At 60.9% G+C, this 16,428-nt stretch carries 16 protein-coding genes and 1 pseudogene; 7 read left to right on the top strand and 10 right to left on the bottom strand.

Annotated features, from left to right (window positions below; genetic code table 11):
* Positions 1-113: 113 nt before the first annotated feature.
* The 3 genes from IQK56_RS20285 to IQK56_RS20295 form a co-directional block, all read right to left on the bottom strand.
* Entirely contained in the window at positions 114-464 is a 351-nt protein-coding gene (locus IQK56_RS20285) for a YgaP family membrane protein (protein ID WP_122305037.1), read from the bottom strand.
* Positions 465-531: 67 nt separating this feature from the next.
* Entirely contained in the window at positions 532-999 is a 468-nt protein-coding gene (locus IQK56_RS20290; RefSeq protein ID WP_053136646.1) for an RNA methyltransferase, read from the bottom strand.
* Positions 1,000-1,095: 96 nt separating this feature from the next.
* Positions 1,096-1,470, bottom strand: a complete 375-nt coding sequence (locus IQK56_RS20295; RefSeq protein ID WP_003172528.1) for a YajD family HNH nuclease — start codon at positions 1,468-1,470, stop codon at positions 1,096-1,098.
* A gap of 103 nt (positions 1,471-1,573) precedes the next feature.
* On the opposite strand from IQK56_RS20295, the gene IQK56_RS20300 reads away from it, so the two are divergent.
* Entirely contained in the window at positions 1,574-2,494 is a 921-nt protein-coding gene (locus IQK56_RS20300) for a ParB/Srx family N-terminal domain-containing protein (protein ID WP_193862006.1), read from the top strand.
* A gap of 70 nt (positions 2,495-2,564) precedes the next feature.
* On the opposite strand, the gene IQK56_RS20305 is transcribed toward IQK56_RS20300, so the two are convergent.
* Positions 2,565-3,251, bottom strand: coding sequence for a spermidine synthase (locus IQK56_RS20305; protein ID WP_058411058.1), 687 nt, complete (start codon positions 3,249-3,251; stop codon positions 2,565-2,567).
* Positions 3,252-3,329: 78 nt separating this feature from the next.
* Here IQK56_RS20305 and IQK56_RS20310 point away from each other — a divergent pair, with 78 nt between their 5' ends.
* Complete coding sequence (locus tag IQK56_RS20310; RefSeq protein ID WP_032888738.1) at positions 3,330-3,608, top strand: hypothetical protein; 279 nt, start codon at positions 3,330-3,332, stop codon at positions 3,606-3,608.
* On the opposite strand, the gene IQK56_RS20315 is transcribed toward IQK56_RS20310, so the two are convergent.
* Entirely contained in the window at positions 3,605-4,078 is a 474-nt protein-coding gene (locus tag IQK56_RS20315; RefSeq protein ID WP_099587452.1) for a cyclic nucleotide-binding domain-containing protein, read from the bottom strand. The two genes, IQK56_RS20310 and IQK56_RS20315, sit on opposite strands and share 4 nt — an antisense overlap.
* A gap of 59 nt (positions 4,079-4,137) precedes the next feature.
* Positions 4,138-6,180, bottom strand: a complete 2,043-nt coding sequence (locus IQK56_RS20320; RefSeq protein WP_193862007.1) for a S9 family peptidase — start codon at positions 6,178-6,180, stop codon at positions 4,138-4,140.
* Between the two features lie 24 nt (positions 6,181-6,204).
* Here IQK56_RS20320 and IQK56_RS20325 point away from each other — a divergent pair, with 24 nt between their 5' ends.
* From IQK56_RS20325 to IQK56_RS20335, 3 genes are read left to right on the top strand one after another with little or no spacing between them, the layout of a single operon-like run.
* The gene (locus IQK56_RS20325) at positions 6,205-6,738 is read left to right on the top strand and encodes an MFS transporter (protein ID WP_193862008.1); all 534 of its coding nucleotides are present in this window, start codon (positions 6,205-6,207) and stop codon (positions 6,736-6,738) included.
* Positions 6,739-6,759: 21 nt separating this feature from the next.
* Entirely contained in the window at positions 6,760-7,536 is a 777-nt protein-coding gene (locus IQK56_RS20330; RefSeq protein WP_122305041.1) for a class II glutamine amidotransferase, read from the top strand.
* A gap of 11 nt (positions 7,537-7,547) precedes the next feature.
* Complete coding sequence (locus IQK56_RS20335; protein ID WP_032888750.1) at positions 7,548-8,090, top strand: DUF2937 family protein; 543 nt, start codon at positions 7,548-7,550, stop codon at positions 8,088-8,090.
* Between the two features lie 37 nt (positions 8,091-8,127).
* On the opposite strand, the gene IQK56_RS20340 is transcribed toward IQK56_RS20335, so the two are convergent.
* The 3 genes from IQK56_RS20340 to IQK56_RS20350 all read right to left on the bottom strand — a co-directional run bounded on the left by IQK56_RS20340 (position 8,128) and on the right by IQK56_RS20350 (position 11,333).
* On the bottom strand, positions 8,128-9,306 hold the full coding sequence (locus IQK56_RS20340; RefSeq protein ID WP_099587449.1) for a vWA domain-containing protein: 1,179 nt from the start codon (positions 9,304-9,306) through the stop codon (positions 8,128-8,130).
* Positions 9,306-10,151, bottom strand: coding sequence for an AAA family ATPase (locus IQK56_RS20345; protein WP_025858471.1), 846 nt, complete (start codon positions 10,149-10,151; stop codon positions 9,306-9,308). The genes IQK56_RS20340 and IQK56_RS20345 overlap by 1 nt, the downstream gene beginning before the upstream one ends.
* A 105-nt stretch (positions 10,152-10,256) precedes the next feature.
* A complete protein-coding gene (locus IQK56_RS20350) occupies positions 10,257-11,333 on the bottom strand; it encodes a DUF748 domain-containing protein (RefSeq protein WP_122305042.1) in 1,077 nt (358 codons plus the stop codon).
* 125 nt (positions 11,334-11,458) lie between these two features.
* On the opposite strand from IQK56_RS20350, the gene cysK reads away from it, so the two are divergent.
* Both cysK and IQK56_RS20360 read left to right on the top strand, forming a co-directional pair.
* Positions 11,459-12,433: a cysteine synthase A gene (gene cysK / locus IQK56_RS20355; RefSeq protein WP_193862009.1), complete on the top strand. Its 975-nt coding sequence runs from the start codon at positions 11,459-11,461 to the stop codon at positions 12,431-12,433.
* 85 nt (positions 12,434-12,518) lie between these two features.
* Positions 12,519-13,456, top strand: a pseudogene (locus tag IQK56_RS20360) (aspartyl/asparaginyl beta-hydroxylase domain-containing protein).
* 72 nt (positions 13,457-13,528) lie between these two features.
* On the opposite strand, the gene acnA reads toward IQK56_RS20360, so the two are convergent.
* Positions 13,529-16,270 (bottom strand): aconitate hydratase AcnA, encoded by a 2,742-nt coding sequence (acnA, locus tag IQK56_RS20365; RefSeq protein ID WP_193862010.1) that lies wholly within the window; start codon positions 16,268-16,270, stop codon positions 13,529-13,531.
* Positions 16,271-16,428 lie beyond the last annotated feature (158 nt).

A 16,428-nucleotide genomic window follows, 5' to 3' on the forward strand; every position in this document is an offset into this window, starting at 1 on the left:
ACACTCAAACCGTGTGAAGCCGACTTATTGAGCCGCAGATTTCGTAGGTGCGCCCAGTTTGCTGCGCGACAGCGGCTACGTCGAAGAGGTAGTGGGGCCTCCCACATTTGAATCTAACCAGTGGTTTTAACGGCCTTCTCAGCCGCCACTTCAGCTTTGGTCTTCAGGTTCTTCAGCTCCGCCCCGGCACGTTCGATCTTCGTGCGCACGCTGTTCATCTCCTGACGACCCTGTTCCAGCTTGTCCTTGAGCGAGCTGTGCCCGGTAAAACCACGGGCCAGTGCCACACCGCCAATCGCCACCTGGATCAAACCGAAAATCCCGCCACGGCGCAGGCCTTTGCCCACCATCATCACGCCACCGGCTACCGAGCCGATACGTTCCCAGCCGTGCACGTTTTGTGTGGGCTGAGTTTGGAACGGCGTGTGTTCGATGATAGGTCGCACGTTTTTGCTGTCGCTCATGATCTGTCTCCAACAAGGGCAAGTGTAAGTAGCTGACTGCTGGCGGGCGTCGGATGTTCCCAAAAAATCAGTACTTGGGGCCCGAACGGGTGTTGTTGCCCTTGGCCAGGCGGTCATAAAGCACCACGTTGACCGTCGCGGCCAGGTTCATGCAGCCGGTGGTCGGGATGTAGACCACGTCTTCGCACCAGTCACGAATATCTTTATCCAGCGAGCCGTCTTCCGGGCCGAAGATATACAGCGCCCGGTCGGGGTGGGTGTACTCGGGCAGCGGGCGGGCGCCTTCCACCAGTTCCACGGCGACGGGAATACAGCCCAGGGGCAGGATTTTTTTCAGGTCATCGATGCCGATCAGCGGAATGTCGTGATGGACCTTCTTGGTGTCGGTGATGAAATCCCGGGCGCGCTCGTAACGCACGCCGGTGTAGAACACCGAGGCCACGCCGTAGCAGCCGGCGGCACGCATGACCGAACCGACGTTTTCGGGGGATTTGGGGTTATACAGGCCGATGCAGCTGTAGCGTTTATTGCCCACGGGAGTGCCTTTAAAAAGGCAGCATTATAGCGGCAAGCCACAAGCTGCAAGTTAAAAGCAGGGCGGCTTTTTCTTGCAGCTCCCAACTTGCAGCTTTCAGCTGTCTTTCTTCATCAACCCCGCCAACGCCGCAAACGGGTTGTGCGTCGCCTTGGCAATCGTCGGGCTGCTGGTGGAGCCTTCGCCGAAGTACTGCTGGTCGGTGTAGCGCGAGTGTTCGTTGTCGTGGCAATACAGGCACAGCAGCTCCCAGTTGGAGCCGTCCTGGGGGTTGTCATCATGATTGTGGTTACGGTGGTGTACGGTGAGTTCGCTCAGGCGCTTGCCGGCGAATTCACGGGCGCAGCGGCCGCACACGTGGGGGTACATTTTGAGGGCTTTGTCGCGGTAGCCCATTTCCCGGTCGCGCTGGGCATCGGCAAGGATGCGGTCCAGCTTGGCGGTGTGGGAGGGCGGGTTGGTCGAGCTCATCATGGCTCCTGGCTATTTGGTGGGTCACGGATAGCGTTGATTCTAGCCGTCGGCGGGCGTTTGTAGTATCGCTTCACTCAATTTCATAAGGATCTGAAACCCTATGCATTTACCAAGATGGACATTAGCCCTGCTTTTCTGCGGGCTGGCGGCTCAGGCCCAGGCGTTCTCCACACCTCAGCCGGGCCAGGTGATCGAGGTCGCCCTCGAACAGTTGCACCCGACCCAGGCCGTAGTGGGCTTCGACCAGATCTATTACAGCCTCGGGTTGTTTGCCGACAAACCTGCCAAAGCCTTCGATGAATACTGCGAGACCAACGGTCAGGGCGAGGCCGACAAGGTGCCCAAGAACGCCAAGCTGCTCCAGCCCGCCAGCTTCACCTGCAAAGACCCGGTAGGCACCCACCCCGCCGATATGAAAACCGTGGTGGTCGGCCCCGGCGGCCAGTTGTACCTGACCGATGGTCATCATAGCTTCACCACTCTGTGGGAAACGCCGGGCGCGGGCCCTCAGTTGAAAATGTGGGTGAGGGTGACCGACGATTTCAGCACCAGCCCAGACCTTGCGACCTTCTGGCTGCGTATGGAAGCGGCCCGCAAGGTCTGGCTCAAGGACAATCAGGGCCAGACGCTGCCGCCTGAGCAACTGCCGGCCCACCTGGGGTTCAAGAATCTGCAGGACGATACCTTTCGCAGCCTGGTGTATTTCACCCGCAAGGCTGCGTACGGCAAGCCGGACGCGGGGGAGGTCGCACCGGAATTCCTCGAGTTTTATTGGGGTAACTGGCTGCGCACCAAGGTCGACCTGAGTGCCTTCAACCTGAACAAGAAAGGCGGCTACAAGGACGCCATCGAAGCCGTCGCCAAGCGCATGGTCAGCCTGGCGCCGGGCTCGCGGGTGGGCGACAGCGGTTTCACCGCTCGGCAACTGGGCGGTATGACCCAGTTGGACCGCGATGAGCTGGAAAAGACCTTCGACAAAAAAGTGCCTTACGTCATCGACTACCGCAAGTCCCACGACTGACAGGGATCAAAAATGTGGGAGGGGGCACGCTCCCTCCCACATTGGATCTGTTGTGTCTGGGGACGCGTGCTCAGCCCTTGAGCTTTTCCGCAATCCAGATGGTGTGACGCGTGCCCTTGTTGCCATGGGCAAACACCTGCACTTCCTCGGCCTTGAAACCGGCCTTGCGCAGTTTGTCGCTGAACAGCTTGTCTGCGCTTGCCGACCACACCGCCAGCACGCCCTTGGGCCGCAGGGCCTTGGCGCAGGCTGCGAGACCACCGGCGGAGTAGAGCCAACTGTTGGCTTTTTGCGTCAGGCCTTCGGGGCCGTTGTCGACGTCGAGCATGATCGCGTCAAAGCCCTGGGGCTCGGCTTGCAGCACCTTGGCGACGTCTTCCATGCGGATCACGGTGCGCGGGTCCAGCAGCGGACGGCCGGACTTTTCCCCCAGCGGCCCACGGTTCCATTCCACGACGCCCGGCACCAGTTCGGCCACCACCACTTCGGCGGTTTTGCCCAGATGCTTGAGCGCCGAGGCCAGGGTAAAGCCCATGCCCAGACCACCGATCAGCACCCGAGAACCCGGACGACCGGCAACCTTGCGGCAGGGGATCTCTGCCAGGGCATCTTCGGAGCCGTGCATGCGCGTGTTCATCAACTGGCCGCCGTCACCGCCCTGGATCTTGATGACAAAATCCTCGCCATATTCGAACAGGCACAAGGCACCGCCGTTGTCGGGGATCGGGGTGGTGTCCAGCAGAACGAAACGTTTCATGGAAATCTCATTGGGAAGGGCATTCTTGCGCGGTTGGGAGTAGCCTTACGACATTCCGGTCAGGCCATGGAGCCATCGATGAAGTGCAGCATTCTAACGGTCATTGTGTTGAGCGCGCTCGCATTGGGTGCGGCGCAGGCTCAGGAGTTGCAAACCGTACCGGTCGCGCCCGCGCCAACCCCAGGTGCGCCGGGCACGCCGACGCCGACGCTGTATCCCCAGGTCAGCCCGCCAGCGCTGCCCAAGACCAACGGTTCGCCGCCCTTGGCGCCCATCGTGCTGCCGACGCCACCGAAGGACCAGACGGTGCCCGGCCTGCAGCAGAACGACAGCAAACCGAAAACCCCCGGCGGTTAAAACGGTTGGGACAGTAACTGCCCATCCGCCATGCGCAGGCGTTTGGACAAGGCAATCGCAATCGCCCGGATGATCTTGGCGGCCACCCGTGGCGTTTCGTTGAGCATTTTTTCCAGGGAGTCCTTGCCCAGGTTCAACAGCACGCAGTCGCTGGCCGCCACGCAACTGGCGGAGCGCCGCTCGCCGTCGAGTACCGCCATCTCACCAAAGGCTCGACCACTGCGCAGGGTGGCGATGGTCAGGCGCTGGCCGTCGTGATTGGTTTTCTGCACCGCCACCTGGCCGCTGTGGATGATGCACATAAAGGTGCCGGCATCGCCTTCGAGGAAGATCGCTTCGTCCTGGGCAATGCTGCTGATATTGAAGTAGCCGGCGGCGACGTGAAAATCCTCCGGCAACAGAGGGTCGAACAGCCCGCAGTCCATGAGCATGTCGCGGATTTCATCGTTCAGTAAGGTCGGTTGTGGCATGACTGGTCCATCAATCGGTAAGCGGTCCTGTGTTCAGACAGAACCGCCGCACTAAGTTCCTAAATTAACCCCAGCGCCTTGAACACAAATGCATATTCGAGCGCTACGTCACGTAATCCCTGGTAACGACCGCTCATCCCACCATGGCCGGCGCCCAGTTCGGTCTTGAGCAACAGCAGGTTGTCGTCGGTTTTTGTGTCACGCAGCCTGGCCACCCACTTGGCCGCTTCCCAGTACTGCACGCGGCTGTCGTTGTAGCCGGCGATCACCAGCAGATGCGGGTAGGCCTGGGCCTGGACATTTTCGTACGGCGCGTAGGCCTTGATGCGCGCATACACCTCGGGCTCTTCGGGGTTGCCCCACTCGTCGTACTCGGTGATGGTCAATGGCAGCTCCGGGTCGAGCATGGTGTTGAGCACGTCGACGAACGGCACTTCGGCAATCGCCGCCTGGAACAACGCCGGACGCTGGTTGAGCACCGCGCCGATCAACAGGCCGCCGGCACTGCCGCCGCTGATGGCCAGTTGCTTGGAGGTGGTCAAGCCTTGGGCGATCAGGTGCTCGGCGCAGGCGATAAAGTCGCTGAAAGTGTTCTGCTTGTGTTCCTGTTTGCCGTTGCGGTACCAGGCTTCACCCAGCTCGCCGCCGCCACGCACGTGGGCAATCGCAAACGCGACGCCACGGTCGAGCAGACTGAGGCGCGCATGGGAGAACCACGGGTCGAGGCTTTGACCGTAGGCGCCGTAGCCATACAGGTAAAGCGGCGTGGCTTTGCCGAGCTGGTCGCGCTTGACCACCAGGCTGATCGGCACCTGAGTGCCATCGGCGGAGGTGGCCCACAAGCGCTGGCTCACGTAATCGTCGGCATTGAACACGCCGAGCACCGGGGTTTCCTTGAGCACCTGTTGCGCGCCATTGGCCAACTCCAGCTGACGCACCTGGGCCGGACGGTTGAGGGCTTCGTAGCGCAGGCGGATCTTGTCGCTGGGGAATTCCAGGCTGTTCTGTACGTAGAGGCTATAGGCGGCGTCGGGCAATTCCACGCGATAGGTCGGTAAATCCTGGGGATGCACTTCGATCACCGGCAGGCCGCCGATGCGCAGGCTCAAGGTCATGGCGCTGGCATTCAGGCTCACGCCATCGAGCATGACTTCATCGCTGTGGGGGATCAGGTTCTGCCACTGATCCTCGGTCGGCACGGTGCCGGTGTCTGCGACGACGAACAGCGCATAGTTGATGCCATCACGGTTGCTGCGGATAAACCAGGTCCACTCGCCATCGAGCTTGCCGTGGTCGACATCGTATTCGTGGTCTTCGACCCGTGGCGCCAGGCACGTGAAATCCAACTGCGGCTGGTTGGCGTCCAGGGCCCAGATTTCGCTGGTGGTCTTGCTGCCCAGGGCCAGCAGCAACTGGCGCTCGGAGCTGGAACGGTAGCAATGCAGGAAGAAACGCCCGTCGGGCTCGTGGAACACTTCCTGCGCTGCCGTGCCGTCCAGGCGATAGCGATACAATTTGTGCGGGCGGTGGGTGTCGTCCAGTTCGCCGAAGAACAGGGTCAGGCTGTCGTTGGCCCAGGTCATGCTGCCGTCGCAGTCCTGGAACTCCAGTTCGCTGACCTTGCCCGTCGCCAATTCCTTCACGAACAGGGTGTAGATCTCATCGCCACTGGTGTCCAGGCTGTAGGCCAGGCGCTGGTGGTCGGGGCTGATGCTGAACGCGCCGAGGGAGAAAAAGCCGCCATTGGCCAGTTCGTTCGGGTCCAGCAACAGCTCTTCGCTGCTGTCGTCGACCTGGTTGCCGTCATCGGCCGGACGGCGGCAGCGGTAGTGACGGGCGTACTCGTCACCGGCGGTGGTGCGGGTGTAATACAGGTACGGGCCCCACGGGGAGGGCAGGGACAGGTCTGTTTCGAGGATGCGGCCCTTGATCTCTTCAAACAGGCTTTCGCGCAAGCCTGCCTGATCGGCGAGCTGGGCTTCCTGCCAGGCGTTTTCGGCCTTGAGGTAATCGAGCACTTCAGTGCTGTCGCGTTCTTGCAGCCAGGCGTAGGGATCCTGGCCTGGGGCCTTGCGGGCAATCGGGGTGGTCGATACAGGCATGGATTATTCTCTATCTGGCGGACGGTGGCAGGCTTTGCAGCCGCGACACGCAAAAGCCGTTATCATAGCCGCCTCTTTGCCAGCCTTGCCATGGACACCATGACCGAGAACGACTATCTGACCGCTTGGGGCCTTTACGCCTTCGCCACTTTGGGCTGCCTGTTGGTGTGGTGGCGCATGACGCGCTGGATCTGGCGCTGGCTGCGCGAGCCGCTGCAATTGCTGATGGCGGTGTTGCTGTTCAGCCCGACCATCGTCGACCCGGTCAAGACTCAGTTCGCGCCGGCTGTCGCCATTATCGCCCTGGACCTGGTGCTCAAGGTCGGCAACAACGCCTGGCGGGCCATTTCCGACTTGTTCATGTACACCATGATCGCCTTTGGCGTTTACCTGGTGATTGTGTTGATCCGCTGGCCCATCGAGCGCGCCGCCAATGCACGTCGTGAGCGCAAGGCCGCCACCGATGCGGCCCTGGCTGCTGAGCCGGTGGAAGAAGACGACGAACCATTCCGCCGTCCGGCGCCTGTCAGTGGCATGCGGGTCGAACCGCGCCTTTAACGTTGCAGCGAGAGCCCTGGCATGTGTGAATTATTGGGCATGAGTGCCAACGTCCCCACGGATATCGTGTTCAGCTTTACCGGGCTGATGCAGCGCGGTGGGCGTACCGGCCCCCACCGCGACGGTTGGGGTATCGCATTCTACGAAGGCCGTGGCCTGCGCCTGTTCCAGGACCCGGCCGCGAGCAGTGAATCGGAAGTCGCGCTGCTGGTGCAGCGGTATCCCATCAAGAGTGAAGTGGTGATCGGCCATATCCGCCAGGCCAACGTGGGCAAAGTCAGCCTGGCCAACACCCACCCGTTCGTGCGTGAACTGTGGGGTCGCAACTGGTGTTTCGCCCATAACGGCCAATTGGCGGACTTCACCCCCCGCGCCACTTTCTACCGCCCGGTCGGCGATACCGACAGCGAGGCAGCCTTCTGCGATTTGCTCAACCGCGTGCGCGAAGCCTTTCCCGAGCCGGTGGACATCGAGCAGATGCTGCCCGACCTGATCGCCGCCTGTGCCGAATACCGCAGCAAAGGCGTGTTCAACTGCCTGCTCAGCGATGGCGACTGGCTGTTCTGCTACTGCTCGACCAAGTTGGCGCAGATCACCCGGCGTGCCCCGTTTGGCCCGGCGCGGTTGAAGGATGTCGACGTGATCGTCGATTTCCAGGCCGAAACCACACCCAATGATGTAGTGACGGTGATCGCCACCGAACCGTTGACCGACAACGAAAACTGGACCCGTTACGAACCGGGCCAATGGAGCCTGTGGCGACGCGGTGAATGCGTCAGCCAGGGCATTACTGAGTAAGGATATCGACCATGTTGCTCAGCTATCTGCGGTTGGTGCTGTTTGCCATTGGCCTGTTGGTCGGCGTGCAAGTGCCGGGTTTTATCAACGACTATGCCAAGCGCGTCGAAGCCCACCTGATCGAAGCCCAGACGGGGCTGAGCGGGTTTGAAACCACTGCGCGGCAGTTCTTCAACGGTGATTTGAAAGCGTTGGTGGCGCATTACCGCGCCAGTGACGACCCCGTGTTCCAGAGCGACGCGAATAGCCTGGGCGCGATGCTTGATCGCCAGGTGGCGCTGGACAAGCAATTCCAGGCCATGCAAGGCCCGTGGTACATCCGCGCCCTGCAAGTGGCGGTGGCCGCCGACCCGGATATCCGCCAGGAAACCTGGAACGGCTACAGCTACCAGATCCTGCTGACCCCTGAAGCCATGGGCTGGGGATTGGGCGGGGCGATGCTGCTGTCGTTTGGGCTGGAATGCCTGTTCCGCCTGATCGACTGGGTGGTGTTGGGCGGCAAGCGCCTGCGCCAGAGCCGGCCGATTGAAGAGCGGGACCTGAAAGGCCTTTAACGCCCAACCCGGTCTAATGCATTATGGGGATCGGCGTTTATTTCGACAGGAAGCGCATGCCTTCTTCCAGCCCGCGCAGGGTCAGCGGATACATCTGATCCTCCACCAACTCCCGCACAATCCCCGTCGACGCCGTAAAGTCCCAAGTGTCCTTCGGGTACGGGTTAATCCAGATCAGCTTCTTGTACTTGGCCATGAAACGCTGCATCCACACATAGCCCGGCTCTTCGTTCCAATGCTCGACGCTGCCGCCGGCCTGGGTGATCTCATACGGCGCCATCGACGCATCGCCGATAAAGATCACTTTGTAGTCGGCGCCATACTTGTGCAGCAGGTCCTGGGTGGAAGTGCGCTCAGAGGTGCGGCGCTGGTTGTTCTTCCACACCGATTCATACACGAAGTTGTGGAAGTAGAAGTACTCCAGGTGCTTGAACTCGGTCTTGCAGGCGGAGAACAGCTCTTCGCAGATTTTCACGTGGGCGTCCATCGAACCGCCGATATCGAACAGCAGCAACAGCTTGATGGTATTGCGTCGTTCCGGGCGCATCTGGATATTCAGCAAACCGGCGTCGCGGGCGGTGTGGTCGATGGTGCCGTCGATGTCCAATTCATCGGCGGCGCCCTGGCGTGCGAATTTGCGCAGGCGGCGCAGGGCAATCTTGATGTTGCGCGTGCCCAGTTCCACCTGGTCGTCGAGGTTTTTGTACTCGCGCTGGTCCCAGACTTTCACCGCCTTGCCCTGGCGCTTGCCGGCGTCGCCGACGCGGATGCCTTCGGGGTTGTAGCCCCCGGAGCCGAACGGGCTGGTGCCGCCGGTGCCGATCCACTTATTGCCGCCGGCGTGGCGTTCTTTCTGTTCTTCCAGGCGTTTCTTGAATTCCTCGATCAGCTTGTCGAGGCCGCCGAGGGATTGGATCTGCGCACGTTCTTCGTCACTCAGCGAACGCTCGAACTCCTTGCGCAGCCACTCTTCGGGGATCAGCGCCTGCAGATGGTCATCGAGCTTTTCCAGGCCATTGAAATAGGCGCCGAAGGCACGGTCGAATTTGTCGAAATGCCGCTCGTCCTTGACCAGGATCGCCCGGGCCAGATAGTAGAACTCGTCCATGTCCGCGAAGGTCACGCGCTGCTTGAGCGCGTTGATCAGGTCGAGCAACTCGCGCACCGACACCGGCACTTTGGCGGCGCGCATCTCGTTGAACAGGTTGAGCAACATCAGCGATTACCGCGACGGCTCATGAACGCCAGACGCTCCAGCAATTGCACGTCTTGCTCGTTCTTGACCAAGGCGCCGGCCAGCGGCGGGATGGCTTTGGTCGGATCGCGTTCGCGCAGCACCGCTTCACCGATATTGTCGGCCATCAGCAGCTTGAGCCAGTCGACCAGTTCGGAGGTGGACGGTTTTTTCTTCAGGCCCGGCACTTTGCGCACATCAAAGAACACGTCGAGCGCTTCGCTGACCAGGTCTTTCTTGATGTCGGGGTAGTGCACGTCCACGATCTTTTGCAGGGTGGTGCGGTCGGGGAAGGCGATGTAATGGAAGAAGCAGCGGCGCAGGAACGCATCCGGCAGTTCTTTTTCGTTGTTGGAGGTAATGATGATGATCGGGCGCTTCCTGGCCTTGATGGTCTCGTCGATTTCGTAGACGTAGAACTCCATTTTGTCGAGTTCTTGCAGCAGGTCGTTGGGGAACTCGATGTCGGCCTTGTCGATTTCATCGATCAGCAGGATCACCCGCTCCTCGGATTCGAACGCTTCCCACAACTTGCCCTTCTTCAGGTAGTTGCGCACGTCGTGCACCTTGTCCACGCCCAACTGCGAGTCGCGCAGGCGGCTGACCGCATCGTACTCGTACAGGCCCTGGTGGGCCTTGGTGGTGGACTTGATGTGCCAGGTGATCAGCTTGGCACCGAAGGATTCGGCCAGTTGCTCGGCGAGCATGGTCTTGCCGGTGCCCGGTTCGCCCTTGACCAGCAACGGCCGCTCCAGGGTGATGGCGGCGTTGACGGCCAGTTTCAGGTCATCGGTAGCCACATAGGCCTGGGTGCCTTCGAACTTCATCGGTGTTTCCTCGCATTCATCAATGCCCCGACTATACCGCGCAGCCCCGGCGACTGTGAACGCAGACGGGTTATTCAGTCTCTGAATGGCCGGTCACATTGACTATCAGTCTGCCGACGGCTTGGGTTGCTCATAACGTGCATTGAACGCCTGGATAAAACCATTGCGCAAAATCCCCAAAAACGCCGAGAACGCGCTGACATTCTGTTGATGCACGCTGCCACTGAGCGCGACGCGGGTGGCGAACTGGTTTTTCTGCTGGTTCTTCAGCACGGTCTCGCTGGTGCCAACCACCGCCTCCCAGATGGAGCGGAAGATGTTCTTGTCCTTGTTCTCCACGTCCTGCTGCCAGTCAAACACCTCCACATCCCTTAACAACGGCTTGATGTAGCCGGTCAGTTGGCCTTTTTCGGCCTGGGCTTCGATCACCACGTCGCCGGTACCGGCCTTGAAGTCGAACTTGCCGTAGGCCGAGGCGAAGTCATTCATGCGCTTGAGCTGCAGGTCTTTGGCGCGGAAACGGAATTCGAAGTTTTCGAAATTGCTCAGTGGGTCAAAGGTGGCGCTGGCTTCCAGCGGGGCCTGGCCTTGCAGCAGGGCCTTGCCGTCGAAGCGGGCATCGCGCTTGCCTTTGACGTCGACCACGTTGGTCAGGTTGTAGAAGCTGGCGTTGACGTCAGTGGCATCGATTTTTACCGCGGGTTTGGAGCTGAAATTATGGAAGGCGATCTTGCCGTCTTCGATGCGCACTTCATCAAGGGTGATAGGCGCCAGCTTGCTCAACTGCTCGCGCCAGTCGGTGCCCTTACCCGTCTGGGACGCCTGCTTGTTGGCGCCGCCGTCGACGAAGTTCACCTCAGGCTTGATAAACCGCACCTTGGCGACCACTGCATGGTCGTACCACAGCGAATGCCAGCTCACCGCCAGGTCGATCAGCGGGGCGTTGACGAACGGTACGGGCACTTTGCCGTCGACCTTGATGATTTCAAGGCCGTTGATCCGATACGCGCCGCGCCACAGCGCCAGGTCCACGTCGGTCACCTGGCCTCGGTAGTCGCCCATGTTGGCGAGCTTGTCATTCAAGTAGTTGCGCACCAGGTAGGGCAGGGCGATGCTCAAGGCGACCAGGATCACCAGCACTCCGGCGACGGTCCATAGTGGCCAGCTGTAGCGACGTTTCATCGGGCAGTTCTCCTTGCAGATGAAACATGGACTGTCCTGATCCGCGCAACGTTCCTCTGACTGGACGCTTTGTACTACGAGGCATACCCTTGTTGCCTTCTTGAAATTGCCTACAAGGACCCGTCATGAGCCGCATTTTTGCAGACAACGCGCACTCCATCGGTAACACGCCCCTGGTGCAGATCAACCGCATCGCCCCGCGTGGCGTGACCATCCTGGCCAAGATCGAAGGGCGTAACCCGGGTTACTCGGTCAAGTGTCGCATCGGCGCAAACATGATCTGGGACGCGGAAAGCACCGGCAAACTCAAGCCGGGCATGACCATTGTCGAGCCGACGTCGGGCAACACCGGCATCGGCCTGGCGTTTGTCGCCGCCGCCCGTGGCTACAAGCTGCTGCTGACCATGCCGGCGTCCATGAGCATCGAGCGCCGCAAGGTGCTCAAGGCCCTCGGTGCCGAGCTGGTACTGACCGAGCCGGCCAAAGGTATGAAGGGCGCTATCGAAAAGGCCGGCGAAATCGTCGCCAGCGACCCGGCCACCTACTTTATGCCGGGCCAATTCGAAAACCCGGCGAACCCGGAGATCCACGAGAAAACCACCGGTCCGGAAATCTGGAACGACACCGACGGCGCGGTGGATGTGCTGGTAGCCGGCGTGGGCACCGGCGGCACCATCACCGGTGTGTCGCGCTACATCAAGAACACTGCGGGCAAGCCGATTCTGTCGGTGGCCGTGGAGCCGATGGTGTCGCCGGTGATCACTCAGGCGCTGGCTGGCGATGAGATCAAGCCCAGCCCGCATAAAATCCAGGGTATCGGTGCCGGCTTTGTACCGAAAAACCTCGACTTGTCCATGGTCGACCGCGTGGAACTGGTGACCGACGACGAATCCAAGGCCATGGCCCTGCGCCTGATGCAGGAAGAGGGGATTCTGTGCGGTATCTCCTGCGGCGCCGCCATGGCGGTAGCCGTGCGCCTGGCCGAGAAACCGGAAATGCAGGGCAAGACCATCGTGGTGATCCTGCCGGACTCCGGTGAGCGCTACCTGTCGAGCATGCTGTTCAGCGATTTGTTTACCGAGCAGGAAAACCAGGCTTGATGTATGTCAGCGCCGATACCTTGGGCCTTCTGCATACTGGCCCAAGTGTTTATGATGCCCGGCGCATATTTCCAGGAGTTGCTGCATGACCTTTTCTTTGGCCGCCAAACTGTCGGTGCTGCTGCTGTTTATCGGCAGCACGCTGTATGTCCACCTGCGCGGCAAGGCCCGTTTACCGATGTTGCGCCAGTTCGTAAACCATTCGGCGCTGTTCGCCCCATATAACGCCTTGATGTACCTGTTTTCGGCGGTGCCGTCCAAACCCTACCTGGACCGCAGCAAGTTCCCGGAACTGGACGTGCTCAAGGACAACTGGGAAGTGATCCGCGAAGAGGCCATGCACCTGTTCGACGAGGGTTACATCCGCGCCGCCGAAAAGAACAACGATGCCGGTTTCGGTTCGTTCTTCAAGAAGGGCTGGAAGCGTTTCTACCTGAAGTGGTACGACAAACCCCTGCCATCGGCCGAGGCGCTGTGCCCGAAAACCGTGGCACTGGTGAGCAGCATTCCCAACGTCAAGGGCGCGATGTTTGCGCTGTTGCCGGGCGGCAGTCACCTCAACCCGCACCGCGACCCGTTTGCCGGTTCCCTGCGTTATCACCTGGGGCTGTCCACGCCAAACTCCGATGCCTGCCGCATCTTCGTCGACGGCCAGGAATACGCCTGGCGCGACGGCGACGACGTGATGTTCGACGAAACCTACGTGCACTGGGTGAAGAACGAAACCGAACAGACCCGCGTAATTCTGTTCTGCGACATTGAGCGGCCGTTGAGCAACGGTTTTATGACCCGCGTAAACCGTTGGGTCAGCAAGCAACTGGGCCGCGCACCGCGCCACAGAACCTGGATGACGAGCGCGTTGGCGGGATCAACCAGGCGTATGCCTGGAGCAAGACCTTCAGCGACAAGTTCAGCGGCCAGGTCAAGCAGTGGAAGCGTAAGCATCCCAAGGCTTACCGCATTGCGCGGCCGGTGCTGGCGGTGGTCGTGCTGGTGCTGCTGTGGAAGTGGCTGTTCGGCTGATCTGAAAGTTTAAACGCGGTCAAAAATGTGGGAGGGGGCAAGCCCCCTCCCACATTTGATCTCCAGTGATCTTCAGCTGGCGATCAGTTGGCGCAACACGTAGTGCAGAATCCCGCCCGCCTTGAAGTACTCCACCTCATTGAGCGTATCGATCCGGCACAGTACCTCGACCTTCTCGCTGCTGCCATCTTCACGGGCAATCACCAGCGTCAGGTTCATGCGCGGCACGATCTCCACCTCGCTCAGCCCGAGGATGTCGATCTTCTCCTTGCCACTGAGTTTGAGCGTCTTGCGGTTTTGATCGAGCTTGAACTGCAACGGCAGCACGCCCATGCCCACCAGGTTGGAACGGTGGATCCGCTCGAAGCTCTCGGCGATTACCGCCTTGACCCCCAGCAGGTTGGTGCCCTTGGCCGCCCAGTCGCGGCTGGAGCCGGTGCCGTATTCCTGGCCCGCAACCACCACCAGCGGCGTGCCCGACGCCTGGTATTTCATCGACGCATCGTAGATCGCCATTTTCTCGCCGGTGGGGATGTACAGCGTGTTGCCGCCTTCTTCGCCACCGAGCATTTCATTGCGGATTCGGATATTGGCAAAGGTGCCGCGCATCATCACTTCATGGTTGCCCCGGCGTGAGCCGTAGGAGTTGAAGTCCCGCGGTTCCACGCCTTGCTCGCGCAAATAGCGGCCAGCGGGGCTGTCGGTCTTGATATTGCCGGCGGGGGAGATGTGGTCGGTGGTCACCGAATCCCCCAGCAGGGCCAGCACGTTGGCGCCCTTGATGTCCTCGATCACCGGCAACGGGCCGGCAATGTCGTCGAAAAACGGCGGATGCTGGATATAGGTGGAATCCTTCTGCCACACGTAAGTCGCAGCTTGTGGCACTTCAATGGCCTGCCACTGCTCGTCGCCGGCGAACACTTCGGCGTATTCCTTGTGGAACATGCCGGTGCTGACCTGGGCGACGGCGTCGGCAATTTCCTGGCTGCTCGGCCAGATGTCCTTGAGGTACACCGGCTTGCCGTCTTGATCGTTCCCCAGTGGCTCGCTGCTGATGTCGATGCGCACGGTGCCGGCCAGCGCATAGGCGACCACCAGTGGCGGCGAGGCCAGCCAGTTGGTTTTCACCAGCGGGTGTACGCGGCCTTCGAAGTTACGGTTGCCGGACAGCACCGAGGCCACGGTGAGGTCGGCTTTCTGGATGGCTTTTTCAATCGGCTCGGGCAATGGCCCGGAGTTACCAATGCAGGTGGTGCAGCCATAGCCCACCAGATCAAAACCGAGCGCGTCCAGGTATTGGGTGAGGCCCGCCGCGTTGTAGTAGTCGGTGACCACCTTGGAGCCGGGCGCGAGGGAGCTTTTGACCCACGGCTTGCGCGTCAGGCCCTTTTCCACGGCTTTCTTGGCCACGAGCCCGGCGGCCATCATCACACTGGGGTTGGAGGTATTGGTGCACGACGTGATCGCTGCGATGACCACCGCGCCGTTTTTCAGCCGATAGGTCGTGCCTTCGTATTCGTAGTCCGCTTCGCCCACCAGGTCGGCATTGCCCACGGCGACACCGCCGCCGCCTTCGCTTTCCAGGCGACCTTCTTCCTTGTTGGTGGGTTTGAATTGCAGGTCGAGGAAGTCACTGAAGGCCTGGCCGACATTCGGCAGCGCCACGCGGTCCTGCGGACGTTTCGGCCCGGCGAGGCTGGCTTCGACGCTGCCCATGTCCAGGGCGAGGCTGTCAGTGAACACCGGTTCCTGACCGGCAATACGCCACAGGCCCTGAGCCTTGGTGTAGGCCTCGACCAATTTCACGGTTTCTGTCGGGCGGCCGGACAGGCGCAGGTAGTCCAGCGTCACCTCATCCACCGGGAAAAAGCCGCAGGTGGCGCCATATTCCGGGGCCATGTTGGCGATGGTGGCGCGGTCAGCCAGAGGCAGATCGGCCAGGCCGTCGCCGTAGAACTCAACGAACTTACCGACGACGCCTTTTTTGCGCAGCATCTGGGTCACGGTCAGCACCAGGTCGGTGGCGGTGATGCCTTCCTTGAGCTTGCCGGTGAGCTTGAAGCCGATCACTTCCGGGATCAGCATCGACACCGGCTGACCGAGCATCGCCGCTTCCGCCTCGATGCCGCCCACGCCCCAGCCAAGTACGCCAAGGCCGTTGATCATGGTGGTGTGGGAATCGGTGCCGACCAGGGTGTCGGGGAAGGCGTAGGTGCGGCCGTCCTCGTCCTTGGTCCACACCGTGCGGCCCAGATATTCCAGGTTGACCTGATGGCAGATGCCGGTGCCCGGCGGCACCACGCTGAAGTTGTCAAAGGCGCTCTGGCCCCAGCGCAGGAAGGCGTAGCGTTCGCCGTTGCGCTGCATTTCGATATCGACGTTCTGCTCGAAGGCATCGGCATTGCCGAACTTGTCGACCATCACCGAGTGGTCGATCACCAAGTCCACCGGCGACAGCGGGTTGATGCGCTGCGGGTCGCCACCGGCCTTGGCCACGGCGGCGCGCATGGCGGCCAGGTCGACCACGGCGGGTACGCCGGTAAAGTCCTGCATCAGCACGCGGGCGGGGCGGTACTGGATCTCACGGTCGGACTGGCGCTCTTTGAGCCAGGCGGCGATGGCCTTGAGGTCGGCGCCAGTGACGGTCTTGTTGTCTTCCCAGCGCAGCAGGTTTTCCAGCAGCACCTTGAGCGACATCGGCAGCTTGTCCAGGTCACCCAGGCTCCTGGCGGCTTCGGGCAGGCTGAAGTAGTGGTAGGTTTTGTCGTCGATGTGCAGGGTTTTAAGGGTTCTCAGGCTATCAAGCGATGACATGACGCGACTCCTTATGGTCCGCACGGCTACGGACCTGACGGGACGAACAGAGCTATCAAACTAGCCCCGTTTTCATTAGCAGGCTAATAACTGGACTCTATGGGCAAGTCCAAGGTTCCGAACTCGGCTATCATGCGCGCGTTTTCATGACAGGCGTT

It is taken from the genome of Pseudomonas cyclaminis, from assembly GCF_015163715.1.
Lineage (GTDB): Bacteria > Pseudomonadota > Gammaproteobacteria > Pseudomonadales > Pseudomonadaceae > Aquipseudomonas > Aquipseudomonas cyclaminis.